Annotated in this window: 23 protein-coding genes and 1 tRNA gene; 13 read left to right on the top strand and 11 right to left on the bottom strand. The window is 36.8% G+C overall.

What is annotated here, in order from left to right:
• The first annotated feature begins 23 nt into the window (after window positions 1-23).
• Both IPH66_10045 and IPH66_10040 read left to right on the top strand, forming a co-directional pair.
• Window positions 24-2,897 (top strand): histidine kinase, encoded by a 2,874-nt coding sequence (locus tag IPH66_10045; GenBank protein ID MBK7129687.1) that lies wholly within the window; start codon window positions 24-26, stop codon window positions 2,895-2,897.
• 292 nt (window positions 2,898-3,189) lie between these two features.
• Window positions 3,190-3,933: a response regulator transcription factor gene (locus tag IPH66_10040; GenBank protein ID MBK7129686.1), complete on the top strand. Its 744-nt coding sequence runs from the start codon at window positions 3,190-3,192 to the stop codon at window positions 3,931-3,933.
• 199 nt (window positions 3,934-4,132) lie between these two features.
• Here the strand turns inward: IPH66_10040 and IPH66_10035 are convergent, their stop codons facing one another.
• Complete coding sequence (locus IPH66_10035) at window positions 4,133-4,294, bottom strand: hypothetical protein (protein ID MBK7129685.1); 162 nt, start codon at window positions 4,292-4,294, stop codon at window positions 4,133-4,135.
• Window positions 4,291-4,818 carry a hypothetical protein gene (locus IPH66_10030; protein ID MBK7129684.1) on the bottom strand — a complete coding sequence of 176 codons (528 nt, stop codon included), beginning with the start codon at window positions 4,816-4,818 and terminating at the stop codon, window positions 4,291-4,293. The genes IPH66_10035 and IPH66_10030 overlap by 4 nt, the downstream gene beginning before the upstream one ends.
• A gap of 242 nt (window positions 4,819-5,060) precedes the next feature.
• On the opposite strand from IPH66_10030, the gene IPH66_10025 reads away from it, so the two are divergent.
• From IPH66_10025 to IPH66_10005, 5 genes are all read left to right on the top strand, one after another.
• Window positions 5,061-6,008: a hypothetical protein gene (locus IPH66_10025; GenBank protein ID MBK7129683.1), complete on the top strand. Its 948-nt coding sequence runs from the start codon at window positions 5,061-5,063 to the stop codon at window positions 6,006-6,008.
• A 147-nt stretch (window positions 6,009-6,155) separates the two neighbouring features.
• The gene (locus IPH66_10020) at window positions 6,156-7,496 is read left to right on the top strand and encodes a T9SS type A sorting domain-containing protein (GenBank protein MBK7129682.1); all 1,341 of its coding nucleotides are present in this window, start codon (window positions 6,156-6,158) and stop codon (window positions 7,494-7,496) included.
• Between the two features lie 26 nt (window positions 7,497-7,522).
• Window positions 7,523-9,418, top strand: a complete 1,896-nt coding sequence (locus IPH66_10015) for a T9SS type A sorting domain-containing protein (protein ID MBK7129681.1) — start codon at window positions 7,523-7,525, stop codon at window positions 9,416-9,418.
• A 26-nt stretch (window positions 9,419-9,444) separates the two neighbouring features.
• Complete coding sequence (locus tag IPH66_10010; GenBank protein ID MBK7129680.1) at window positions 9,445-10,425, top strand: T9SS type A sorting domain-containing protein; 981 nt, start codon at window positions 9,445-9,447, stop codon at window positions 10,423-10,425.
• Between the two features lie 11 nt (window positions 10,426-10,436).
• Window positions 10,437-12,104: a T9SS type A sorting domain-containing protein gene (locus tag IPH66_10005; GenBank protein ID MBK7129679.1), complete on the top strand. Its 1,668-nt coding sequence runs from the start codon at window positions 10,437-10,439 to the stop codon at window positions 12,102-12,104.
• A gap of 17 nt (window positions 12,105-12,121) precedes the next feature.
• Here the strand turns inward: IPH66_10005 and IPH66_10000 are convergent, their stop codons facing one another.
• Window positions 12,122-12,322 (bottom strand): hypothetical protein, encoded by a 201-nt coding sequence (locus IPH66_10000; protein MBK7129678.1) that lies wholly within the window; start codon window positions 12,320-12,322, stop codon window positions 12,122-12,124.
• Window positions 12,323-12,670: 348 nt separating this feature from the next.
• Between IPH66_10000 and IPH66_09995 the strand changes: the two genes are divergently transcribed.
• From IPH66_09995 to IPH66_09980, 4 genes are read left to right on the top strand one after another with little or no spacing between them, the layout of a single operon-like run.
• Entirely contained in the window at window positions 12,671-13,684 is a 1,014-nt protein-coding gene (locus IPH66_09995; protein ID MBK7129677.1) for an NAD-dependent epimerase/dehydratase family protein, read from the top strand.
• A gap of 6 nt (window positions 13,685-13,690) precedes the next feature.
• On the top strand, window positions 13,691-14,440 hold the full coding sequence (locus IPH66_09990; GenBank protein ID MBK7129676.1) for a CPBP family intramembrane metalloprotease: 750 nt from the start codon (window positions 13,691-13,693) through the stop codon (window positions 14,438-14,440).
• Complete coding sequence (locus IPH66_09985) at window positions 14,437-15,240, top strand: SDR family oxidoreductase (protein MBK7129675.1); 804 nt, start codon at window positions 14,437-14,439, stop codon at window positions 15,238-15,240. The genes IPH66_09990 and IPH66_09985 overlap by 4 nt, the downstream gene beginning before the upstream one ends.
• Before the next feature lie 3 nt (window positions 15,241-15,243).
• Window positions 15,244-15,981 (top strand): hypothetical protein, encoded by a 738-nt coding sequence (locus IPH66_09980; GenBank protein MBK7129674.1) that lies wholly within the window; start codon window positions 15,244-15,246, stop codon window positions 15,979-15,981.
• A gap of 169 nt (window positions 15,982-16,150) precedes the next feature.
• Here the strand turns inward: IPH66_09980 and IPH66_09975 are convergent.
• The 4 genes from IPH66_09975 to IPH66_09960 all read right to left on the bottom strand — a co-directional run bounded on the left by IPH66_09975 (window position 16,151) and on the right by IPH66_09960 (window position 20,875).
• Window positions 16,151-16,224: transfer RNA gene (locus IPH66_09975), tRNA-His, on the bottom strand.
• A gap of 151 nt (window positions 16,225-16,375) precedes the next feature.
• The gene (locus IPH66_09970) at window positions 16,376-19,495 is read right to left on the bottom strand and encodes an ATP-binding cassette domain-containing protein (GenBank protein MBK7129673.1); all 3,120 of its coding nucleotides are present in this window, start codon (window positions 19,493-19,495) and stop codon (window positions 16,376-16,378) included.
• A 29-nt stretch (window positions 19,496-19,524) separates the two neighbouring features.
• Complete coding sequence (locus IPH66_09965) at window positions 19,525-19,953, bottom strand: hypothetical protein (protein ID MBK7129672.1); 429 nt, start codon at window positions 19,951-19,953, stop codon at window positions 19,525-19,527.
• A 4-nt stretch (window positions 19,954-19,957) separates the two neighbouring features.
• Window positions 19,958-20,875, bottom strand: a complete 918-nt coding sequence (locus tag IPH66_09960; protein ID MBK7129671.1) for a hypothetical protein — start codon at window positions 20,873-20,875, stop codon at window positions 19,958-19,960.
• A 202-nt stretch (window positions 20,876-21,077) separates the two neighbouring features.
• On the opposite strand from IPH66_09960, the gene hemB reads away from it, so the two are divergent.
• Complete coding sequence (hemB, locus tag IPH66_09955) at window positions 21,078-22,058, top strand: porphobilinogen synthase (protein ID MBK7129670.1); 981 nt, start codon at window positions 21,078-21,080, stop codon at window positions 22,056-22,058.
• Here hemB and IPH66_09950 read toward each other — a convergent pair.
• From IPH66_09950 to IPH66_09935, 4 genes are all read right to left on the bottom strand, one after another.
• A complete protein-coding gene (locus IPH66_09950) occupies window positions 22,055-22,429 on the bottom strand; it encodes a hypothetical protein (protein ID MBK7129669.1) in 375 nt (124 codons plus the stop codon). The two genes, hemB and IPH66_09950, sit on opposite strands and share 4 nt — an antisense overlap.
• A gap of 107 nt (window positions 22,430-22,536) precedes the next feature.
• The gene (locus IPH66_09945) at window positions 22,537-23,577 is read right to left on the bottom strand and encodes a hypothetical protein (GenBank protein MBK7129668.1); all 1,041 of its coding nucleotides are present in this window, start codon (window positions 23,575-23,577) and stop codon (window positions 22,537-22,539) included.
• Entirely contained in the window at window positions 23,555-24,238 is a 684-nt protein-coding gene (locus IPH66_09940) for a DUF4159 domain-containing protein (GenBank protein ID MBK7129667.1), read from the bottom strand. The genes IPH66_09945 and IPH66_09940 overlap by 23 nt, the downstream gene beginning before the upstream one ends.
• Window positions 24,199-24,921, bottom strand: coding sequence for a 16S rRNA (uracil(1498)-N(3))-methyltransferase (locus IPH66_09935; protein ID MBK7129666.1), 723 nt, complete (start codon window positions 24,919-24,921; stop codon window positions 24,199-24,201). The genes IPH66_09940 and IPH66_09935 overlap by 40 nt, the downstream gene beginning before the upstream one ends.
• A gap of 39 nt (window positions 24,922-24,960) precedes the next feature.
• Here IPH66_09935 and IPH66_09930 point away from each other — a divergent pair, with 39 nt between their 5' ends.
• Window positions 24,961-26,004 carry a glycosyltransferase family 4 protein gene (locus IPH66_09930; protein ID MBK7129665.1) on the top strand — a complete coding sequence of 348 codons (1,044 nt, stop codon included), beginning with the start codon at window positions 24,961-24,963 and terminating at the stop codon, window positions 26,002-26,004.
• The last annotated feature ends 1 nt before the right edge of the window (window position 26,005 follow it).

The following is a 26,005-nucleotide window of genomic DNA, read 5'->3' as shown; positions in this document are numbered from 1 at the left end:
GTTCCTAAAATTTAAATGAAAAGGTGAACTGGCTTAAAACATACGCAACAATTTTCGGAATCACCTTCTGTTTAAAGTCAGTGTTTGCTCAAGATGTTCAGCCCGCCTATTTCATATTTGGTGAAGAGGAATTCAAGGGAGCACAGATTTATGATATCATTCAAGATCGTGATTTGAACTTTTGGTTTTCTACCAATGAAGGGCTGGTCTTTTATGATCATTATTCTTTTCAAAAAGTTTCATGCGCTGATTCTCGCAGTTTGTCCTATTTCAATTTTGTCATTAATCAACAGGGTGATATTTATTGCAACAATTTAAATAATCAGATTTTTGTTCTGAGAAATCAATCATGTGAACTTTTTTATACGCTGGATAATGGCGAAAGCAGAGCTGATTTGCGGCTGATGATTACGCCACAGAATGACCTGCTTGTTGGTGGAAAATATCTCATATTGATGGATCATACCGGAAAAATAAAAAAGAGATTTGCCAATACAAAATCCTACATCGGATATCCGTTTTTACATCAACAGAATGAGATTTTTGTTTCAGCATTGGATGCCGATTCTGTTTTGATTTTTGCAAATTCTGAAATTCAATGTAAACCTATCCATTATTTAAATTCAACAAATCCTGAACAGGGAGTGTTATTTTTTTTTAATTGCGGAAAGCAAGTGTACGCTATGAATAATGCTACTAAAACATGTTATGAATTCAATACACAAACGCAGGAATTATCAATCATTGAAACACCTGAATCATTTAATCGCAGCGAATCAGTAAGGTTTTATCATGAAGGTAATTATGTTTGGGTTGCTGGTACTTTACCCGGCATTTTTCAAATGATTTCACTTGAACAAAGTAATCAAGCGGTACCATTTTATAATGATTATTTTATCTCAGATGTTTATCAGGATTTTGAAGGGAATATTTTACTCGGAACTTTTGATAAAGGTGTTTTGGTAATTCCTGATTTGAATGTAGATGACGCATTTGCAGAATTTAAAGGTGATCATGTAACCTGCATTGAATGGCTTGACGACCGTGGTTTATTGATTGGCACATCTAAAGGGCGGATTGCTGTGTATCGCAATGGGCAGTTTGATTTTATTCATGAGAGTGGTAAGCGACCCATTGAAGTTATTGTGGCAAAAAATGGAATTGATCATTTTATTTTTGATGACGGACAAATCAGAGATTATAATTTTAAAAATGGCAATGTTACAAATTTGCTTCTTGCATCACTGAAAGATGGCGTATTTGATCAGCAAAATAATGCGTACCTAGCTACTAATATTGGGCTTGTGAAAATTGACTTTACAACTGCTTTGCCACATCCTTTATGGATTCCGGAATTGCAATTCAGAAATTATTCAGTAGCGTATGACTCAATCAATGATCATATTTTTATTGCAACAGCAAATGGTTTATTTGGCATGCAAGATGATTCGGTTTACACCATAGGAGATCTAAGCCAGCCGATTTTTTCATCTAACTTAATTTGGGATAAAAATAAACTGTATGCTTCTTTGAATGAAGGCGGAATGATGATTTGGGATGAACAAGAAAAACTTAGAAAACTTGATTTCAGGTATGAAAATGTATCTCAGATCATTTTTCATTTTGAACTAATAGGAGAAAAAATATATGCACTCACCTCATCAGGCATGCTGGAGTTTGATTTGGACGGAAATTTTTTGGATTTAACTGAAAACCGCACAGGACAAAACCTGAAGCGTGTGACTGATTTTGTTGTACTAAACGACACCTTGTGGATAAGCAATGCAGATGGGTTTCAGCGAATGTCACTTTTGCGCGGGAATGAGCATGCAATTATTCCAGCTCTTAGCATTACCGAAATTTTGGTGAATGATCAGAAAATTAACAAGGAGAGTAAAGGTGATTTTTCATCTTCTCAACGGAAGATAAGTTTTGTGTTGCATTGCCCAACCCTGAAAAATAAAAACAATGTACAATACCAATATCGCTTGCTTGGATATGATTCAACCTGGATCAATCAACCGTATAAACTGAATGAAATTACCTTCAATGCCTTGTCATCCGGTGATTATGAGTTTCAAGCAAAACCAATGCTCAATCATCAATTTGGCAATATGGTAACCTATCCATTTTCTATTGCTGCACCATTCTATGCCACGGCATGGTTTATTCTTTCTGCAGTGATAGTTTTTATTTTACTGGTGTATTTTGTTTATCGTTATCAGTTAGATGCCCTGCGCAAAAAAACAAAACAGGAAAATGAGTTGTACGCATCAAAACTAACGGCAATCCGGTCGCAAATGAATCCGCATTTTATTTTCAATTCGCTGAATTCTATTCAAGATTTAGTTTTGAAAGGTGATGTAGAAAATTCTTATACTTATATCACTACTTTTTCTAATTTGGTAAGACGCACGCTTAATTATTCTGACAAAGAATTTATTGATTTTGATCAGGAAATTAAATTATTAGAATTATATCTCTCACTTGAAAAATTACGATTTAAAAATGATTTTACTTATGAGTTGAATACCGCAGAAATATCTGATATTGTATTACCGCCTATGCTTATTCAGCCATTCATTGAGAACGCCTTGATTCATGGTTTACTGCATAAAAAAGGAGATAAAAAAATCATCATATCATTTCATTTGAATGACGAATTAATTTGTACGGTTGAAGACAATGGCATTGGTCGTACAAAAGCAAAGGAAATTAAATCACGCAAAACAAATCAATTTGAATCGTTCTCACTCAAGGCAATTGAAAAGCGATTTGAAATATTAAATGCTACGCAACATGCCAATGGTGGCTTCAGGTATATTGATTTGATTGAAAATGGTGATGTAAAAGGCACACGGGTTGAGATTAGAATTCCGTGCAAACGAAGGTTTTAAATTCCATTCATGAATTAATTTTTCCATTGCTAAAATTTTCTTGAACCATAGTGCTTACTGTCCTATTTTTACCGAACAATTTATGTTACTTCACGTGATTAAGAATACATATTTTTTCTTTTTTTCAATTAAAGTAAGGTGCATTCAACTAGTTATATAACTTGTGCTTAACGATATTATAAACGGGGAATTCATTAGATAAAAACTAAACTATAATTCCGGGAATTCGCCAAGTGAATTCCCGTTTTTTTCACAAATAAAAAGTACTTTAGTAGTACAAGAGAAAAATTTGATGAGTGGTAAAATCAAAGCCATATTAGCCGATGACGAAGAAAGCGCAAGAGACGTTTTGGAAAATCTATTGAAGAGATTTTGTCCTGATATTGAATTAGTGGGTAAGTATGAGAATTTAGAAAACGCGGTGCAGGCAATTAAAGAGCATAAGCCTGATCTTGTTTTTCTGGATATTGAAATGCCCAATTATGCCGGTTATGAAATTGTTCGCTTTTTTGATACCATTGATTTTGAAATCATCTTTATAACTGCGTATGATTCGTACGCGGTGAAGGCGTTTGAAGTTGCTGCGCTGGATTACCTGCTGAAACCAATTGATATTGAACGCTTGAAAAATGCAGTTCAACGCGCTAAGTCTCGCATTGGAAAAAGTTCTCTGGATGAAAATTTGAACGTATTAGAAAAAACCATCAAAAACAAACATATCTCCAATATACTTATTGCTGAAAAAGGCATTCAACACGTGGTTGACATAGATCAAATCATAGCCATTGAAGCGCAGGAATCATATTGCTTTTTATACACCGGCAGTAAAAAATTTCTGGTCAGTAAAAATTTGCGTCATTTTGAAAATATTCTGCAAGATCATCCTAATTTTTTCAGAACACATAAATCGTGGATTGTCAATAAAAAACATTTGATCTCCTTCTCAAATTCAGACAATTCAATCACTTTAAATGGTAATATTGAAGCAAGATTGAGTAAATATAGGAAAGAAGAATTTGATCAGTTTCTTGCTTGATAAGGAAGATTGTAGATGACTTATTTATTAATTCTGATTAAGGACAGAATATTGAAGGTATGTGTTTGAGTTTCAAATTTCGCGAAACGACTTAGTCAAATTTCACCATTTTATTTTGGTTATCGAGTGATTTAGTGGGTATTGGTTTTCACGGTGCATATACCTTGGGAAAAATTGGTACGTAACTATTTACAGAGAGTTAGGCACGTTGATTAAGCTTTTTGAGTGACTTGCGTTTATCTTTTTGCTTAGCTTTTAATTTTTTGATGAACGCGCTTATTGAACGTTGTTCCTCTTCAGAGAGTGGTCTATTTTGTTCACCAATAAAATCTACTTCAATTTTTTTTAGTTTAGTTTTCATAGTTGAAAGTATTTATTTATCAATTTTAATGCAGCAACAGTGTCTATAATCATGATTCGTCCGCCAACGTGCAACGCACCTAAGCTATCTATGTAATGTTGGACAAGTTTTGCCTTAGAAATAAACGATACGTTACCTTCGTGTCCGCGCTGAAAGGAAAGTTTGCAGGCGAATGCGACCAGATTGCCCGGAACACCGGCGTACATTTTACCTTTGCCTCTGTTGAATGGGGCACTTTCGACAAGGTGCATATATACATGATCTTCCTTTATTTCAAGACTTACAAGACCCTGCAAAATGTTTTGATTATTTATTATCGTAAGTTTGTATATTTCCCTGTGTGGTTGAGAATATTCAAAATTCCAGTCAAATTTCCATTGATTATTTTTCGTGATTTTTTTTAAATCTGTTGGTGTTACGATGGTAACCGAAGTTGCAAAACTATCACCCGTCACCACATTTTCAATTGAGTTGGTAAGTTTGTCAACGAAAAAATCTAGCCCTGTTTGTGACACTTTTCTCATTGGTTAAAATTACAAATAATATGAATGAGATCCAAGCCTTGTCCAATAATTCTTAACTACTAAGCAGGCTGAATATTTGTGAAATGTGTTGAATATTCTAATACATTTTAACGCCATGTTACTTGTAGTTGGTTTTTTTCTCTGAATTTTCCATTACTGAATAATATTTGCCATTCATGAACTTACGTTAGATGATGGTCAACAACAAGCTATGTTTGCATCAACTATCTAAAAATAAATATATGAAATTTACTGCGCTCTTCATGTTCGCTACATGTTTATCAACCATGGCAATTGCCCAAAAAGCAGTGCCACCACCTGAAGGTGAATACTCTGATCCTACAGGTATATCCGGTACGTATTATCCAACGTCTACTTTGCCTTACGCAGGTACTAAAAAAGTGTGCAGTTTGGTGAAATTAAATTATAATGCATCAGAAAGCTCACTTACTATGTTTGCTATGAAAGGAGAGACGGATCCAACTGTTTTTTATATGAATGAATATAGAAAATACGCTCATGATAATTTTGGTGTTAGTCAATTCACTGCCGGTGATTTTGATGTTTTTACTGTTGAACCCGGTGTTTTAATTTTAGGCGCATACCAATGGGCACCTGAAGATTATCCGGGTTATGTGAGTGGAATGATGATTGCAGATACCGTTAAAATGAAGCCGGTCATACTTGTTAAAGATGAAACGCTCAAATCAAAATATACCTATCAAGATGCGGTGAGAATTATCGGTGAAAAAGGAACCATGTCTGAAATTCACAATACGCTTCGGTTAGCTGAAAAAACGAATTTGCCTTCCATTGGAAAACTAACTCAAGACAAAGATTTGGTGAACCGCTCAGCTGAGTTGATGAAAGTAAAATGGGCTGAATCACGAGACCCGGCTAATTTTGTTGCTTGTTATATTCATAGCAATGATTGGGGAACTGTTCAGTATGGAAAAGTTTTAAGCGGATCAAGAGTTGCTTTTTCTGATGAAGTAACAGCCATCATGATATTTCAAGATCCTAATACAAAACTTTGTTATTATTATGCTATCGGTATTTCAAGAGAGGAAGAAACCTTTACTGCTGATGGTGTCGCAACGGAAAGAGGATTACACATGACCGGCAATTCAACTATTCAATACATTACCGAGGCAAAGATGAATGAAACACTGGCCTTATTGCCAAAATAGATTCAACCCAAAATCAATGAAAAAAGCCGATCTCTTGCTGAGGTCGGCTTTTGTTTTTTCCATTCCTGAACTTTTTTTGGCTATTGCTGAATTGTAAAAATGATTCAAGGGGCAGTGCTATTATCTTCACGTAAAAAAACTGAGTCTATGACAAAAAAATTACTCATCCCAATTGGTTTACTTTTTACATCTTTCGCTTTCACGCAAAATGTGAATATTCCGGATGCGAATTTTAAAAATGCTCTTCTCGCTGATCCAACTATCAATGATGATATGAATACAGAAATATCTAATTGGGAAGCATCTTCTTACAATGGTACAATTGATGTTTCAAACCTAGGCATCACTGATTTAACCGGTATTGAAGCTTTCACAGGAACTATCTATTTGAATTGTGCAGGTAATCTAATCACAACGCTTGATTTAAGTGCAAATACTGGTCTTACAGGAATCTTACATATTGATTATAATCAATTAACATCCGTGATTTTTCCGGCTACATGCTTCGTTACGTTGGTGCATATTAATAACAATCCAATGACTTCTCTTGATGTATCCTCACTTCAAACGATGACCAATTTGTATGCAATGAATTGTTATAATTTGACTTCATTAACTATTGGAAATAATCCAACAATCAATACGATAAATATTTCCAGTACGGCGCTGACATCAATTGATCTTTCCGGTGCTACCGGATTAGAAAGTTTTGGAGCCTTTGGTTCTAATCTTATTGGTGTTTTGGATCTAAGTGCATTTTCGTCATTAGTTTATTTGGATTGTGATTACAGTGATTATATAACAGAAATCAACATGCAAAACGGCAACAATATGAATGTGGCTCCGGGTTGGTTTTCTGCAACTGATTGCCCTGCGCTAACTTGTGTTCAAGTTGACAATGTATCTTTTGCTAATGCAGTTTGGAGTTCAGATGTTGATCCCGGTGTTGTTTTTTCTCTTGACTGCAGTTCTTCAAGCTCACTCGCAAGTTCAATAACAGTTCAAGGACAAGGAGGTGTTTCAACAATCACTGCCGCCGGTGGAACTCTTCAAATGGAAGCAACCGTTTTACCTTCAACCGCTAGTCAGTCAGTGATGTGGGGTATTGTAACAGGTAGTTCTTATGCAACTATTGATGCAAGCGGTGTACTTACTGCAACTAACAATGGCACGGTGACCGTTGGAGCAATGACAATGGATGGCACAAATCTTTCTGCGTCAACTGATATTGTAATTACAGGTCAGTTAAGTTCTGTAGAAGAAAATAGCGCAAGTCCATTTATTATCACCCCAAACCCGGCAACTGAAAACATTCAAATAAAAACAGATGTACAAGTTGAACTCATTTCAATTTTCAATGCCAACGGTCAACTGATTTTAACTACCACTGAACAAATTATTCCTGTCAATGATTTGCCTTCAGGCATCTATTATGTCGTGCTTTTATCTGCTGATAATACATGGCAATCTCGCTTTATTAAAAATTAATTTTTTATCCATTTAACCTTCTAATTATGAAGAAAATATTATTTCTCATTTGTTTTGTTTTGGTGACGCAATTTTCATTTGCGCAAGACAATGAATTGATTTGGGCACAAGGTCGGGGAAGCAGTGATACAGAAATTACTAGGGATTTAATTGTTGACGGAAGTGGGAATATTATTTCCGTTGGACAATTTTCAAATACGATTGATTTTGATAATGGCACAGGCACGCATAGCTTAACCAGTAATGGAAACTTTGATATTTTTGTCATGAAACAAGATCCTGATGGAAACTTACTCTGGGCTCATAATTTTGGAGATTATTATTACGATGTTGGTTATTCTGTTGGAGTTGATAATGCAAATAATATTTACATCACAGGCCTATTCAGCTATGAAGTAGATTTTGACCCTAGCGCTAACGTTTATAATGTCGGGTCTTCGGGATCAAGTCTTTATCAGATTTTCTTATTAAAATTAAATTCCGATGGAGAATTTGAATGGATAAATCACTTGGAAAGCGTTACTGGTCATTGTCAAGGTTTGGATATTGCCGTTGAGTACACAGGGGCTTCTGTGATAACCGGAAATTTTATCGGTCCCGTTGATTTTGATCCTTCGGTAGGTACTGCTAATATGACTGCTGTTAACTCTTTGGGAGATATTTTTATTGCTCGTTATGATAATGCCGGTGGCTATCAGTGGGCGCATCAATTGTCAGGTACCAGTGGTAACAATTTTCCCGGGGATGTTTCTATCGGGTTTGACTACAGCGTATATCTGTCAGGTACTTTTGGTGGAACAATGGATTTAGATCCAACCGCAGGCACACAAAGCGCAGTTTCAAATGGATATGATGACTCATTTGTACTCAAATTAATGAGTGATGGAACTTTTCTGTGGGCAAAATCATTCGGTGGAATATGGGGTGAATCAGCAACGGCTATCATTTCGAAAAATGCCGATTTTGATGTTTATATTGGGGGCTCATTCAGACAAGATGTTGACTTTGATCCTGGTGCCGGAATTCAGATGCATTCTGCCGGAACTTCAGAATATTCTTACTTATTGAAACTTGATTGGTCAGGTGAATATGTTTGGGTTAAAACTTTTGTTGATGGAAATAACAAGATTGAAGCTTTGGCATTAGACGAGGACCAATACATTTATTCTACTGGTGGTTTTTCAAATACTCCTGACTTTGATCCAGGTGCCGGAGTGGTAAACAAAACTTCTCACGGAAATAATGACATCTTTGTTGTACAATTAGACGGTTCAGGAAATTTCTTGTGGGCAAATTCTTACGGCTCAATAAATGAAGATGGTGCAAACGCAATATATTTCAACGCACAAGAGGATTACTATATTGGTGGTCAATTTTCTGATGGAGCTGATTTTTCTTCTAGCCTCACACCTTTTGTACTCACTGCGCAAGGAGGTATTGACAGTTATGTTGCAAAGTACGGACCTTGTAGTTATAATTTGGACTTAACAGTTACTCAATCAGGAATTACCTTAAGTGCTGTTCAAAACGGGGCAAACTATCAATGGTTGAATTGTGGAACTATGACGGAAGTACTTGGTGCCACATCTCAAAATTTTACTCCAACTTCTGATGGTGACTACGCTTGTAAAATCATGTATGGTTCTTGTGTAGATACTTCAACATGTACCACAATCTCAGGAGTAGGAATTGATGAAGGGAATGCATCAAATATTATTATCACCCCAAACCCGGCAACTGAAAACATTCAAATAAAAACAGATGTTCAAGTTGAACTCATTTCAATTTTCAATGCCAACGGCCAACTGATTTTAACTACCACTGAACAAATTATTTCTGTAAACGAATTGCCTTCAGGCATCTATTATGTCGTGATTTCATCTGCTGATAATACATGGCAATCTCGCTTTATTAAAAATTAATTTGTTATCCATTTAACCTACTAATTATGAAGAAAATTTTATCTCTCATCTGTATTGCTTTGGTGACACAATTTTCATTTGCGCAAGACAGTACATCACTTGTTATTCAATCAACCAAATATGGTTTGATCCCAACACCTGATGGCTCTAATCTTAGATTGAGTGGTGGTAGTTGGACATTGGAAGCGTGGGTATTTGTTCCGGCTTCTCCTATGAGTCAGCAAATGTTTGTAATTGAAACCTATGGATATACTGCAACAGGAGGTTTTCTTCTCAGAATTAACAGCAATTTTACCCTTCAGGCATATCAAATTGCAAGCCCTTCTACCTCAGTGGCAGTGAATGGAAGTACCACGGTGAATTTAGGAGAATGGAACCATGTGGCGGCAACTTTTAATCATGCTAACTCAACACTGAGTCTTTATCTCAACGGAGTACTTGACGGTACATCGGCATGTGCCTTAACAACTTCAAACACCAATGATAATTTACGTATTGGTGCGCGGGGTGATGATGCCAATATATGGCAACCAATTCAAATTGATGAAGTGAGAATTTGGAATGTGGCGCGTACGCAATCTCAAATTGCAAATACAAAAAATCTTTGTCTTTCAGGAAATGAATCTGGTCTGATGGCTTATTATAGTTTTGAAGGTCAAACCACAGCAACCATTGAAGATCAAACAGCAAATGGAAATGATGGATCAGTTACCGGTTTTGATGTAAGCCTTTTAGTTGATGGTGTTTTTGATTGTGTTGGAAATACCTTGGATTTAAATCAAACTGAAAAAATTGATTTTTCTGTTATTCCTAACCCGGCTAATGATTTTATCACGGTACAAACCAATGAAATAATTCAGTCTATTGAAATCATCAATATGGTTGGTGAAACGCTCATAACAACCAATGAAAAAATAATTTCAATTGCTGATTTACCTGTAGGTGTTTATTTTGTTCAAATCAATACTGAAGATGGATATCAAACAAAAAAATTGATTAAAAATTGAATTATACAAGTATGAAAAAAACATCATTTATTTTAGCTTCTGTCATTGCATCCTTTTTTGCCAATTCTCAAGTTTCACTGGTCAGTGATATTTATTCCGGTGCATCGAGTTCAACTCCTGATTTCTTGTATGCAAGCTCTGACTATTTATTCTTTACGGCTGATCACTCAACATTCGGAATTGAGGTGTGGCAACTGAATATACCTGGTAGCGTGATATTAAATTATGAAGTTAATACTTCAGGGGGGTCAGATAATGCGGCTAATTTTATTGAGTATGGAGGAAAAATTTATTTCTCAGCTTATGAAGGCACTTATGGCACTGAATTGTATGAGTATGATGGTATCAGCGCACCAATCAGAGTATCTGATATCAATCCGGGTGGAGCCAATTCAATACCCAGATCGTTAACTGTGTTTGATGGTAAACTCTACTTTTCAGCTTCTGGGCCGGGGAATGATTATGAACTCTATGTTTATGATGGTGTTAATCCTCCATCATTGGTTGCAAATATCAACGCTGCCGCAAGTTCGTATCCCGGAGATTTGGTTGTATTAAATGATAAATTGATTTTTTCTGCTGATAATGGGGTCAATGGTATTGAGCTTTGGGAGTACGATGGAATAAATCCTCCAAGTATGATCATGGATATTAACCCGGGTGTGAATAACTCTAATTCTCCTTGGGATAAATATTATGTAACGGAATTCAACAGCAAACTTTATTTCGGTGCAACGGATGGTGTTAATGGCGTTGAACTTTGGATGTATGATGGAACCAACTTGCCTTCCATGGTTATTGATATGGGAATTGGTGCGGCAAGTTTTAATCCAAAAAACTTTTATGTCTATCAAAATAAATTAATCTTTAGCGGAATTGATGCAACATTGGGTGCAGAGCTTTGGCAATATGACGGAGTTAATACTCCAACGATGGTTTTTGATATTAATACTAATCCTTCTGTTGGTTTGGAGAGCAGTCATCCTAAACATTTTATTGAATACAACGGCATACTTTATTTCAGAGCAACAGATGAATTACACGGAAGAGAACTTTGGGGATGGAATGGAACTACTGACCCGGTTATGATTGAAGATATAAATCCAGGTACTGCACATTCATCTGAAGATTGGAATCTAAGCGCAACAAAAAGAATGGCCGTGTTCAATGGCAGTTTATATTTTGCCGCAAATGACGGAGTTGTTGGAGAAGAACTTTTTAAATACAATGGTTGTTTGGTTGATGCCTCTGTCATTCAAAATGGAATGGTGCTTGAGACAAACCAAACCGGTACATCATACCAATGGATTGATTGCGCATCAGGCAACGCAATTGTCGGAGAAACAAATCAAACCTATACTCCAACTGTTGATGGTGACTACAAAGTGGTAATTACTGATGGTTTATGTATTGATACATCTGATTGTTTCACCTTTTCTGGTTTGGGTTTTGAACAAGAAATTAATTCAGTAGTTCATGTTTATCCAAATCCTGCCAATGATTACATCACCATTCAATCAAATTATCATATTGAGTCTGTAAAAATTTATTCATTAACAGGTGAGTTAATTTTAACCGGTGATGATAAAATTTATATCGCTGAACTTTCTTCAGGCATGTATATCGCTGAAATAATTGCGAACGGTATAAAAAGCCGCGTGAAATTCGTGATTGAATAATTGAGTGTTTTTCAAAATTAACGTAGGCGCAGGTCGCGACCTGCGCCTACGCTAATGAGACCTGCGCCTACGCTAATGCGACCTGCGCCTACGCTAATGCGACCTGCGCCTACGCTAATGCGACCTGCGCCTACGCTAATGCGACCTGCGCCTACGCTAATGAGACCTGCGCCTACGTTAATGAGACCTGCGCCTGCGTTATGGCGTTTAACTTGCAACCCACTTTTATTTACCTTCAGAAATCTATTATTTAATCATAGATCAATAATGAATTTTAGTATGTAATGTGTTATCTGCAAACATCTTCTGGGTGCATTTTTCAGATTCCTTATCACACCGCTGAAATTCGCATTGGAAGAAATATCAACTAAAGTTTTTTGTGTCACAGCTTCTTGCTACTCTTTCAGCGGGTGTCTACTGACTGTCAACTCCCTGATATCAGCACAATTCCAGTAAAAGAGGAACTTCTTTCTCAAATGAATTGAGGGCAATTCAACCCGAAAATTAGTTTTGCACTATCTTTACAGCTTTGCTGGAAATTATTTTCAGCTCGTTACGTGCAAGCTATGACCAATAAACCCGAGAATGCTAAGGTATTTGTCACTGGTCCTGATGGATTACTGGGCAGTAATTTACTACGTGAGTTAATTGCCAGAGGATATGAGATTACTGCCATGACTGAGACCGACAAAGTGGCCCCAACAATTAGTTCCCTTCCGGCAAAATTTGTTCAGGGAAATCTGTTGGAACCAGCAAAGTTGAAAGAAATTATTGCAGGTGCTGATGTTGTGATACACTGTGCCGCAAACACCAGTGTATATCCACCGCGTGCTGAAATAATCAATAAAGTAAATATAGATGGTACTAAAAATATCATTGACGCCTGTCTTGCCAACAAGGTTAAAAAATTAATTGCGGTTGGTACGGCAAACTCATTTGCACCGGGTCCAATTGATCAACCGGGGACTGAAAAAAATCCATACACCGGTGATCAGTTCGGCTTAGATTATATGGATTCAAAAAAACGTGCCAGTGATCTAATTCTTGAAGCCGTGCGTGATCATGGTTTGAATGCAGTGATTGGTAATCCTACTTTCATGATTGGACCTTATGATTCAAGACCAAGTTCTGGCGCACTTATTCTTGGAGTGTACAATGGTAAAGTACCGGGATATACTAACGGCGGAAAAAATTATGTCTATGTAAAAGATGTTGCTGTTGCTATTGCCAATGCAATTACCATGGGTAAAAGCGGTGAGTCATACATTCTCGGACATGAAAATTTAAATTATGGTGATGCGTTTAGAAAAATTGCATCCATCCTTGGTGTAAAACCACCCCGTATTCGCATGCCAAAATTTGTAGTTGTTGGGGTAGGAGCATTGAATTCTTTTGGTGCTAAAATTTTCAAATATCGCCCAGCAATTACTTATCAAATTGCGCGCCTTTCAGTGGGTGATCACTATTACTCATCTGCAAAAGCCGTTCGTGAATTGAATATGCCTCAAACCAATATTGATATTGCCTTTCAAGATGCCATTGCCTGGTTCAGAGAAAATGGTTATCTGACAAAAAAATAATTTACTATGTCATTTGAATATATTGCTTTAGATCTTTCATTTTCTTCTTCAGATATGAAAGTATTTGTGTCCGTGATTGTCAGTTTAGTAACCTTCACCTTGTATTGGTTTGTTGCTGCATCACCACGCATTAAAAAATGGTTCTACACCAAGTATGAGGCAGATGAAGCATCTCTCAGACATATTTTCTTTTCAAAAGTGTTTGGCTTTTTCTCTATGGGCGTGCTTGCTGCGGTAACTTGTTTGATTTTGGTTCCTGAATACAATCTAGAAATGTATGGTTTAGGATGGAATGGTGACACTGCTTTTTTCTCTCTGGTATGGATTTGTGGCCTATGCTTACTTGTTGTTCCATTGGCTTTTTTCAGTGCAAAAAAAGAAAAAAACTGGCCTAATTATCCGCAAATCAGATCAAAAATTTGGACACGCCGAACCGTGATTATGGCCGCTGTTGGTTGGTTCGTTTATTTATTCGGTTATGAATTTTTATTCAGAGGAATTTTATTTTTTCCCTTGGTTGAGGTCATTGGTTTGTGGCCGGCCATTGGAGTGAATATTGCACTTTATTCTGCAACGCATATTCCTAAAGGGCTTGACGAAACGATTGGGGCAGCACCGCTTGGCCTGGTGTTATGTTTGCTGACACTGGCATCCGGAACATTGTGGATTGCAATTTTAGTACACGTTGCAATGGCATGGACCAATTGTTTTACCTCGCTGAAATATAATCCGGCGACTAATTACAAAAGAAAATGAACGGAAAAGTTGCTGTAATAACAGGTTCCAGCAGAGGCATTGGAAAGGCTATTGCCATTGATTTGGCTAAGCAGGGTGCATTCATTGTTCTTAACGGGCGTAACCAGCAACGTTTAGATGAAACAATGGCTGAAATAAAAAAAATTCATGAGCATGTAATCAGTATGTGTTGTGATGTTTCAATTGTTGCTGAGGGCAAACGACTCATTGATGCAGCGATTGATAAATTTGGACGATTAGATATTTTGGTGAACAACGTGGGGGTTTCTATGCGTGGAAATGTTGCCGATTTAAATCCTGAAGTTTTTAAAACCGTGTTTGAAAGTAATGTGTACGGCGTTGTAAATCCAACTATTCCTGCTATCCCACATCTGCGAAAAACTAAAGGGAGTATTGTTTTTATTTCGAGTCTTGCCGGCATCAGGGGCTTACCGTTTTTATCGGCTTATTGTTCTTCTAAAATGGCTTTGAGAGCAATTGCTGAATCTATTCGTATTGAAGAGCATGCCAATGGAATTCATGTAGGTTTAATTTTTGTTGGAGTAACAGAAATTGAACACAATAAAGAAACCATAGCTGCTGATGGTTCTATGAAAATTTTAAAAGATCGTGCTAAATCAAAAGTGCAATCCACACAGCAGGTGGCTGAAGCGGTGCGGAAGAATATTGTACGTCGTAAATTCATTACCACGCTAACCGGAATTGGCAAATTGAATAAATTTTTACAGCCGCGTTATCCTATGCTGGTAGAAAAAATCATTTTAAAATCATTGCATAAATTCGCAGAAAAAAGTGAATAATAGATGTTGATAGGCAAGGATTTTGAAAAAGTTGAATTTGATTTATTCGGCTTTCATTTAGTTGAACCAAATGCATTAATCGGAGATACTTTTCTTTTTTTGGTTTCTCTTTTTTTGGCGTATCGTGTCATTCGTCTTTCTACCGATAGCTATCGGAATAATCAATTCTCATTCACGTGGAAATGGTTTTTTATCATTTTTGGCGTGAGCTTTATGGCAGGTGGCTTGGGTCATTCTTTCTATAATTATTGGGGGCTTGAGGGCAAATACACAGCTTGGTATCTTGGTTTTTTTGCCACCTTTTTAATTGAGTGGGCAATGCTCAGCATACATCCAAAAGCAGAATTTGTAAAAATGTTTCAACGCATTTCTATCGTGAAATTATTGTTAGCTATCACTGCAGAAACAATTATTTTATCATTGATTGATATACATGATGACCCTTCCAAAGGCTTGATGATTCCGTTGGTTAATTCTACCATTGGTTTGCTTTTTGCATTGGGATATTTGGCCAGAGTATATGAAAAAACACACGCAACTTCATTCAAATATTTCTGGATGAGTGTGCTCATTCTGATTCCAACCACAATTTTTCAAGTATTTAAAATTAATTTTCACCCTTTATTTGACCGCAGTGACGCAAGTCATGTATTTCTTTTTTTCTCCCTTATTTTATACTATCAGGCGGTGAGAGGTTACTTATTAAAAGTGAAGTCTGAGGTTGTGGGCGGAGGTAGATAACTTTCCAGTACAAGATATCTAAGGCGTTTTGTTTCAATCAAAATGTTGCCTATCTGATTTGCATACCTAATTCTAATCCCGTCTGTCCTCGTTGTTTTACCAATATCTAGACAAAAAAAAACAGAGTTCAAAACTCGCTTTTCGCTCTGTTTCTCACTCTGTTTTAACGGGTGGATGATGGGGTTCGAACCCACGACCCTCGGTACCACAAACCGATGCTCTAACCAGCTGAGCTACAACCACCATTTACTTTTTTAAATCTAAATTTGATTTTAAAAGTGGTGCAAATATAAGGAGATTTTAGTAATAGAGCAAACTTCACTTCCATGAGTTTTTTCAAGTAAATTACGCATCAGAACAAATAATCGTTGATCAGCAGCAGTGCAATACCAAACTATGCGGCTGCTTTCTTTCTGAATTTTATGCGACCGAAAAATTTCTCCATGCCATCAAGAAACTTCTTGAGCAGGTCAAAATACAAGGTTATAGTGAGCAATAAGGTCATTAACCAAATCACCATAACGTTGGCAGCAAATGTTCCAATATACATACCAAATAAGCGCTTTTGCGGAGCATAGAATTGTGCTTCAAAAAATCCTTTGTCGTATGGATCTAAATAGATTGGATCAGACTTTTGTACCAAATAACCTTCTGACTCCACTAATTTTGCCAAGTCTGTTTTGTTGGTAGCAAAATCAACAAGGGCTTCGTTCACGTTTTCATCACGCAGTTTGTGATACGCTTCTTCTCCCTGCGTTTCAATTATTTCTCGTGTTTTTCTGTCAATTTTCACTCGGTTTGAATCAGCCAGTGCTTTGTAGTGTCCTTTCAAGATATCAAAATATGCGCGAGTTTTGTCATACAATGTATCTGAATATTGTTTATTTCTGAATTCAACTACACAGTTAACACATTTGACATCTTCATTTTTGATGAAATTTTCTTCTCGTTCTATTTCATTGGCCAAAACTTCATAATAGTTGATACAATGTTCAACTGATGCTGAATCAGTGGCATCATGATTAGTTTTCAGATAATCAAGATTGGTAATTAATTCCTGTAGCCAGTAATCTTTTTTCCAGGTACCAAAACTTTTTTTCTTTTCGTATTTATAAAAAATTTCACTGTATGCGTTCTCTTTAAATTGAGTAACAGCCATGGCTTCATAAGCCCATCGTGACGCCATCACGTTACCAATCAGCGGCACCCCACTTTCATTACCAAATAATGGATTCAGTTTATCAAATTTTACAATGACACCGCTAAATAAAAGTTGAGGAATGATAAGAATAGGAATGAGAATGTAAATAACTTTCACTGAATTGAAACTTGCAGAAATATTCAAGCCCAACAGATTTGCAAAACATGATAAAGAGAACAAGATCACCCAGTATTCTAGCCACATGCCCTGAATTTCAAGTATCCAGTTTCCAATCAGTACAAAGGTCAGCATCTGAATAGCCGAGATAACAAACATGATGGAAATTTTAGACATGAGATAAGATCCCTTACTCAGATTCAGGAATGACTCACGTTTCAAGATTTTCTGATCTTTAATAATCTCTTCTGCCGCAACAGTTAGTCCAATAAACAAGGCAACAATTACAGAAATAAACAGGAATTGTGGAATGTTTTGGTTCTCACTGAAAACATACTCAGTGCCTGATTCAAGATTATAAAATTTAACAAAGAATGCCAAAATGAAAGCCAGTGCAGGCGCCTCCAACATGTTGATGAGTATGTATTGACGGTTGGTCAATTTAGATAATACATCACGAATGAAGAAAATACCAAGCTGTTTGAAAAAGCCCGGTTTTTTAAATGTGCTTTCAGGAACTTCATGCACATCTACCACCGCGGTGGTCGGTTTTTCTAATAATTCAAGATAGTGATTGTTCCATTCCTTTGGTGCTATTTTGCGATGCTGAGTTTGATTACCGTACTCATCTACCACCTTAGATTCAATGATGTTAAAAATTTGCTCAGGATTTACGTTACCACAAGTATGACATTCGCTCTCATCACTTTTTACGTGATTGATGCGTTTTTTGAAATACATGATAGCGTCAACCGGGTTTCCGTTATAAATTGGAAATCCTCCTTGGTCAAGAATCAACAATTTGTCAAACATTTTGAAAATATCTGACGATGGTTGGTGAATTACAACAAAGATGAGTTTGCCTTTTAAAGCAAGCTCTTTCAGCAAGTCCATGATATTTTCAGAGTCACGTGATGAAAGCCCTGATGTAGGTTCATCAACAAACATAACAGATGGTTCTCTGATCAATTCTAAACCAATATTCAAACGCTTGCGCTGACCACCTGAAATGGTTTTTTCAAGCGGACTTCCAACCTTCAGATCTTTGGTCTCATATAAACCAAGTGCTGAAAGGGTGCGTAATACTTTTTTTGCAATTTGTTTATCACTCAATCCGCCGAAACATAATTTGGCATTGTAAAAAAGATTTTGAAAAACGGTTAATTCTTCAATCAGCAAATCATCTTGAGATACATATCCAATAACCCCTTCAATCTGATTTTTACTGCGATGTATATCTACTCCATTGATAGTTACCTTACCTGATGTTGGCGGATAATTACCATTCAAAATATTGAGCAAAGTAGATTTACCTGCACCTGAACCACCCATGATTCCGAGAAGTGAACCTGACTCTTCAGCAAAATTAAATTTGTGCAATCCAATTTTTCCTCCTTTGAACTGGTACTCAATATTGTCTGCCTTGAAAACAATTTTTGTTTTGGCTTCATCACTCAAGAAACGAGCAATGATGTCACTATAATAAATTGGCTGAACTCTGGATGATCTGATAGAGCTACCTTGATTCAAAATGATGTGTCTGCCCGGCATTAACGGCTGACCATTAAGGCTCAAGTCAGAGTTACCAAGGTATTTAAAGAAATAAAAATTTACACTGGCAATTTTCAGTACTCGAATTTCTCCTTCAATACCCTCAGAGTAGATATGTTTTGCATGTTGAAATCCTTCAGATTTTCCGCTGGTAACATAAAGCCAGTTTGAATCATCTTCACGTCTTGTAAGCGGAGCCTCAACAAATGCACGAATACGATTGTACTCATCCATTTCAACATTAAATGTATCAGCTACCGTTTGTGCAAATTCAAGTTCTTGATCAGCTACAACTTCGTTGGCATTGATAAATTCAAGTATTCTGACAAGTACAATGATTTTTTGTCTTTGTGCAAGTTCTTCATTAATTTGCGTACAAATGCGCAACACTTTTACAGAGTGTACCGATGTTTTTTTGCGCTGACCATCTTTTTTACTTGATGCACCTTGATGAGAAATCAGGAATTCATCAAACAAATTCAAATATTCTTCAACCGCAGCAGAACCCAACTCTTGTCTTAAAAATGCTTCAACAATGGTGCGACCTGCACCTGAGGTAATAGGTTTGGTGCTGTCAATTTCTTCATCAACTCTCGCGATAATTGCAAAGAGTTGCATCAGGGCTTTTAGTATCCGTTCACTCATTTGTCAGGAAAGAGAATTAAATGCAGTTTTTATTTTTGAAATCCGATTAATAGCACAAGGCAGCCGGATACTTTTTTATCTATATCAAGGTATGCTTCAATATAGCAATCTAAGGTATTGTCAACTTTAAAATCCCAGTATGGGTGATTTTTCTGATCTTGATTGCTGAATAGTAAATTTCTCTCTTGATCATATACATTAAAGATGACATAATTATCATCTGAGCCTGCGCTTGAAGCAATACGATAAAGTGATCCTCCGTAGAGTGTAACTTTAAACTCTGCTGCTTGTTCTGCATCAACAAAGGCTTGATAAACTTGTCCGTCTGAAATAAATGTTTTGCCTGATTTTGAATCCGCAGCCAAATGACGATAACATACATTGACCAGTGAATCGCATTCCTGACCAAAAGATAATCCTGCAAAAAAAAGCAGTGAAATGAAAATTAATTTCTTCATAATATTAACCAATTAGGCTGTTACGGATGTTTTTTATTTTGCTGATGATGCTGGTAAGCACTGCTTCATCAATACTAACAGATGATTTACTTTTGATATTGGTTTGATGATTTTGTACATCATGAACCGGTTCAATGAAGGTATAATTGAATTTGATTTTATTGAAATCTGTTTCCAAATCAGTTAAATCAGCAATGAGTTGTGAATAATGTTCATCAGTATTGAAATCAGTTAATAGTTCAATAATAGTTTTAAGAGCCGTTTTTTGTTCGCCGATACGATCAGCCAGTGCTTGGTCTTTAGAAGTTTCATAGCTGATAGCGGCAAAATATAAACCTTCAATCCATCCTCCGGTTAAAATCAACGTTGCAATATCATGCTGTTCGTTGTCTTTTAAAAATTTATCTCCTTCACGGTATCCTTCTGACATGATGGTAAGCATGGAGTCAGGGTTATTTCCGTTTTCAATAAAGCGTTCAAGCAAGGTTTCATTGAATGCGCCTGCAATACCCAGCTCATCAGAAAGTTTTTCAATAGATGACAGATATGAAACCGCTTTGGTATTATTTTCATAAATGGTAGCGTAGCCAAGGTCAGCCCCATAAACGCCCATATTGATGGCACGCTTAAAATTGGTAGTGAAGCTGGATACTTTTTCAGGATCAGTCAACAATTTTTCGTTATATATGCCAACCTTTGATTTGATTAGGGTTGCCATCTGAATTGGAGATGGGATACTGAACATTTTTCCATTGATGGATGCATTCAATGATGAAGCAGAGTCAAGCACTTGCTGAGAAATCACTTGCACATCATCATCTTCTCCTTCATCACCTTCACCGGTTTGAGGGTTGTCTCCGCCGCATGAAATAAGGACAAGAGACGAAATCAGGGTTAAAAAAGACCACTTAAAAAAATTCATAGCTGCTATTTTGCTGTAAAACTAAAAAAATTATTCAATTGAACACTGTATAAAATCAGATGAAACCTAATTTTTTTACAACAAATCTCTCAATTTAGCGCATCAATGTAGTTTATTACAACATTCAGTTTTTTCCCAATGGATTATCATACCTGCCGTTGTTATTGAATTTGAACTACCTTTGCAAATAAAAAACAAGATCATGTTAGAACGTCCAAGACGCAATAGAAAAACGGCTACCATCCGCGCCATGGTTGAAGAAACGGTGATACGTCCGTCTAATTTAATATATCCTTTATTTCTTGTTGAAGGTAAGGTGAAGCCTGAACCAATCAAATCATTGCCCGGTATAAGCAGACTGTGTTTAGATGATGTTTGTAAAGAAGTTGAAGTTTGTTTGGCCTTGGGTATTCGTTCATTTGTTCTGTTTCCTGCAGTATCAGATAAATTAAAAGATAAAAAAGCAACGTACAGTTATGCTGCAAAAAACTTTTATCTCAAAGCTATCAGAACATTAAAAGAGCGTTTTCCGGACGCTTGCCTGATGAGTGATGTCGCTATGGACCCGTACAGTTCAGATGGTCATGATGGCTATGTATCAAATGGAGAAATTGTGAATGATATCACTTTGCCAATCCTTGCCAAAATGGCTGTTGCGCAGGCTGATGCAGGTATTGATATTGTTGGTCCTTCAGATATGATGGACGGCAGGGTACGCTTTATACGTGAAGCGCTTGACAAAGCCGGACATACAAATGTTTCAATCATGTCTTACACTGCCAAATATGCCAGTGCATACTATGGTCCTTTTCGTGACGCATTAGATTCTGCGCCAAAGTCAGGTGATAAAAAAACATATCAAATGAATCCGGCAAATAAAATGGAAGCCCTGCGTGAAGCTATGTTAGATACTGAAGAGGGAGCTGATTTTCTCATGGTGAAACCAGCATTATGTTATCTTGATATCATTCATTTGCTGAAAGAAAATTCAACTTTGCCAATTGCAGCTTACAACGTAAGTGGTGAATACGCTATGCTGAAAGCCGCCTGTGCTAATGGCTGGCTGAATTATGAATCTGCTATGTTTGAACAATTACTCAGTATTCGCCGGGCAGGTGCTGATATTATTCTTTCATATTTTGCAAAGGATTTTGGAAAACTTTACAAAAAATTGGCTTACTAGTTTGCTTTTGTATAGGACAGCGCATTGGCCCATCCTTGCAGGTTGAGAATTATTTCTCCGCCTTCATAGGCCAAGACAGAAATATCAAATTTTAAATTTTCTTCAACGATGCTTCGGCAACTGTCACCATTATTCTGGTGAATGAGACGCACTCCGCGCTTAGGTGGTAATGATTTTTGGATACTTTCTGAACCAACCAATTCCCAACTATGTTTTTCACATCCACCGCTGTATTCAACTGAAATGGACATTACATTGCCTTCAATACTTACTGCCATTATACTAAAATCAGCTGATTCAGCATACGCGTCAGGATTTTCAACCAAGACAGCCTGAGGATAAACAACCTGTTGCTGACTTTTATTTTTCATTTCCGCATTTTTGCATGCACTCAACACCGTGACACCTGCCAATGCTATTATATATCCGATTGTTTTCATAAGCACTTTATAAGTTCGTATTTCAAAAAACATACCAACTACTTTCTGCGGGTTCGCAAAAAAATCAGCGTTGAAAAGAAGATGATTGATAATCCAACCAACAGGATTAGCCCCGGGTTAAAAGTGGGATCTTCTTTTTCTTCTTCTTTGTATAAAACGGGTGGTGTTTTAGGCGTTGTGTCTTGTCTTGCGTAAATAATTTGTTCTTTCAGTACTTCATAATCAAAACGCCAGTATTCAATTCGGGGGAAATTTTTTCTGAAAATAGGAATCCGATATTTTTTCTCCATGATAATAGCTTTAACCTCTTTGATGTTTTTGAGAATTTCTTTATCCCAGTTGTCATAGTTTCGGCCAAGGCTCATTGCAATATACGCTTGTGTTGGTGAGATGTAGGCCTTTACAATCCATCCCATTTCAAGACAGGTGCGCGCTATCACCTCATCTTCTTCATAAATATGTCTAATCAACAATTCAAGTATAAAGGATAAATTTTCAAGCGGAACAATAACTTTTTCTCTGAATTCAGGCGAGTTTTTATCCATGTTGATTAAGGTAGAATCAACTTTCCATTGCAGAACAGATTCTTTTTTAAACCATTTTTCATCTTTTAGTTTTCGCAAATTGGCATCGCACATTTTTTTCAAAAACCAAAGTTTACTGTGCTCAACCAGTCCGGGTTCAGCTTCTCTGATTACTCTTAAACAAGTATTAAATTCATGATGAACATAATGGATGACCAACCGATCCCACCAATAAGCAGAATCAACTATGTATTTAAGATTTAAATTATCATAGTAATAGGCTGACAAATCAAGATTACCGGTTTGTTTAGTGACCTGGGCAAAGGTGAGGCTGTCTTTTCTGGTCCATAACTTTCGGGGTTTGGCTTCTAGTGAGTCAAGCACCGGTCGCAGGTTTCTGTCTTTGTATCCACGCTGAAAGGTTCCAAATTTGAACCATGGATTGTACTCTGAACGATAGGGTGAGTCAACTTTTTCCGGCTGAGAATCACCCTGAGCCATGATTGGGTTGAGTGAAAGTATAAGGGTGATATTAATGCACAGCCGTAAAAACATACTGAATAATATTGGCACCCATCTTTAATGCTTCTTGTCTTTTTTCAGGGCTGTCTCCGTGCACTTCTGCATCTTCCCAACCATCTCCCAAATCGCATTCATAAGTGTATAAACAAACTAGTCTGCCTTCATATATGATGCCGAATGCTTGACTCCTTTTACCATCATGTTCATGAATTTTTGGCAAACCGTTTGGAAAATCATATTTCTGATGAAAAATGGGGTGGGTGTGTGGCAGTTCAACCAACTCAGTTTCCGGAAAAATTTTCAATAGTTCAGGTCTGATGAATTGATCCATTCCATAATTATCATCAACATGTAAAAATCCGCCACCAATCATGTAGTTACGTAAATTTTCAACTTCTTCTGCTGAGAAAACTACGTTGCCGTGACCTGTCATGTGAATGAAGGGATAATTAAAAATGGCATGATCATCGGCAGAAACAGTTTCAACCTTTTCTGAAATATTAGTTCCCAAATTTGCATTACAAAACTTAACAAGATTAGGCAATGAAGTGGGATTAGCATACCAATCACCACCGCCATTGTATTTCAACAGGGCTATTTGCAGTGACGAACTTTCTTGGGCAGCAAGAGTAATCCAGAAACCTGCAAGTAAGGTTAAAACGAGTACTGATTTTTTAATAATATGGTATGACATGCTACTATTCCTGCTGTTTCAGTTCGTAATCTTGATTCACCCAAACTAACCGGACAGAATCCGTTTTGTTGTGCAAGGGCAATTTCATCCGTTGTGAAATCTCCTTCTGGTCCAATCAAAATTAGTACTTTTTTGCCGGGTATCACCTGTTTGAGCAGATGATTTTTTTCTTCGTCTGTTCTGCAATGGGCAATAAATTTCTGATAGTCACTAAAGCCGGAATCAGAAATCAATTTTTTTATGGGTGTTGCTTCTGTGATTTCAGGTTTAAAAAGATTTCCTGATTGCTTGACTGCTGCAATGATTTGTTTGTTCAGCTTCTCTGTTTTCACTTCTCGTCTTTCTGAATTTTGACAGATGATTGGAATGATTTGCGCAATGCCAAGTTCAGTAGTCTTCTCAATAAAAAATTCAAACCGATCAATGTTCTTAGTTGGGGCAATGGCAATGGAGATGGTGTATTCAGCTGTTTTTATACTTGTTTTTTTGTCAATGGTAAAGCCAACATGATTTTTTGAAATTTCTGTGATGGTACAGTGATATGCATTTCCTTTTCCGTCAATAATTTCAATGTGATTTCCGGTTGTGAGTCTTAGTACCTTCATCGCATGCACAGCTTCATCTTCATCAAGCTTGCCCTGTTCAGGATGAATGCAAAAAAAACGATGTCTGGGTTGATTCATAAACAAACTGTACTTTTGCCCTGTTCATTAATTAATTGCATGAACTCTGCAAAAATAGTTTTTTTATACACTGAAATTGCCGGATATTTTTTAGCCTGCGCAAAATCTTTGAGTCAATCAGCTGATGTTTTAGTTGTGCGCTGGCCTGTAAATAAAGAGGCTCCGTTTCAATTTGACAATACCGGATTAACACTGCTTAACAGACATGATTTCAATGAGCAGCAACTCATAAAAAAAATACATGAATTTAATCCTGATCTCATTGTTTGTTCAGGGTGGATGGATAAAGGGTATCTTGCCGTTGCAAAATCATTCAGAAAAAAAATACCCATTGTATTGAGTTTGGATAATCATTGGAATGGTACTTTGAAACAGCATATTGCTTGCATGATATCACCTTTTTATTTGAAAAGAATTTTCACGCATGCCTGGGTACCCGGTAAACCTCAGGCGGTATATGCAGCTAAGCTTGGTTTTGGCAAAAATATTCTGCTCAATTATTATTGTGCTGATATAAATCTCTTCAATGAGATATTTGACAAAACATTTGAGACAAAGCGAAAAAACTTCCCGCATAAATTTTTATACGTTGCGCGATACGTTGAACACAAGGGCATTTTTGAGTTATGGCAGGCATTCGCAGAATTGGTGCTGGAAACAAATAGTGACTGGGAGTTGTTGTGTATAGGAACTGGAGATCAGTGGGAAAATAGAATGATGCATGAGCGCATAAAGCATATTGGTTTTGTTCAACCGGCAGAGTTAGAAAAATATATTACTCAAAGTGGAGTTTATATTCTGCCAAGCAAATTTGAACCTTGGGGCGTAACTGTGCAAGAGTTTGCAGTTGCAGGCTTTCCATTGTTGCTGAGCACGGCAGTTGGAGCCCGTACAAAGTATCTTGAAAAAAATGGCTTTGAGTTTGAACCCGGCAATAAAGAGCAATTGAAAAACGCCATGAAAAAAATAATCTCAAGTTCAGATGCAGATTTAATTCAAATGGCTGAAGAAAGTCATGCACTAGGAATGAGCGTAACGCCTGCATTATGGGCAAATCAAGTACTAACCCTCATACAAAAATAAA

This window comes from Crocinitomicaceae bacterium (assembly GCA_016708105.1).
GTDB lineage: Bacteria > Bacteroidota > Bacteroidia > Flavobacteriales_D > Crocinitomicaceae > JADJGJ01.
This window is presented reverse-complemented; position numbering and strand designations above follow the sequence as displayed.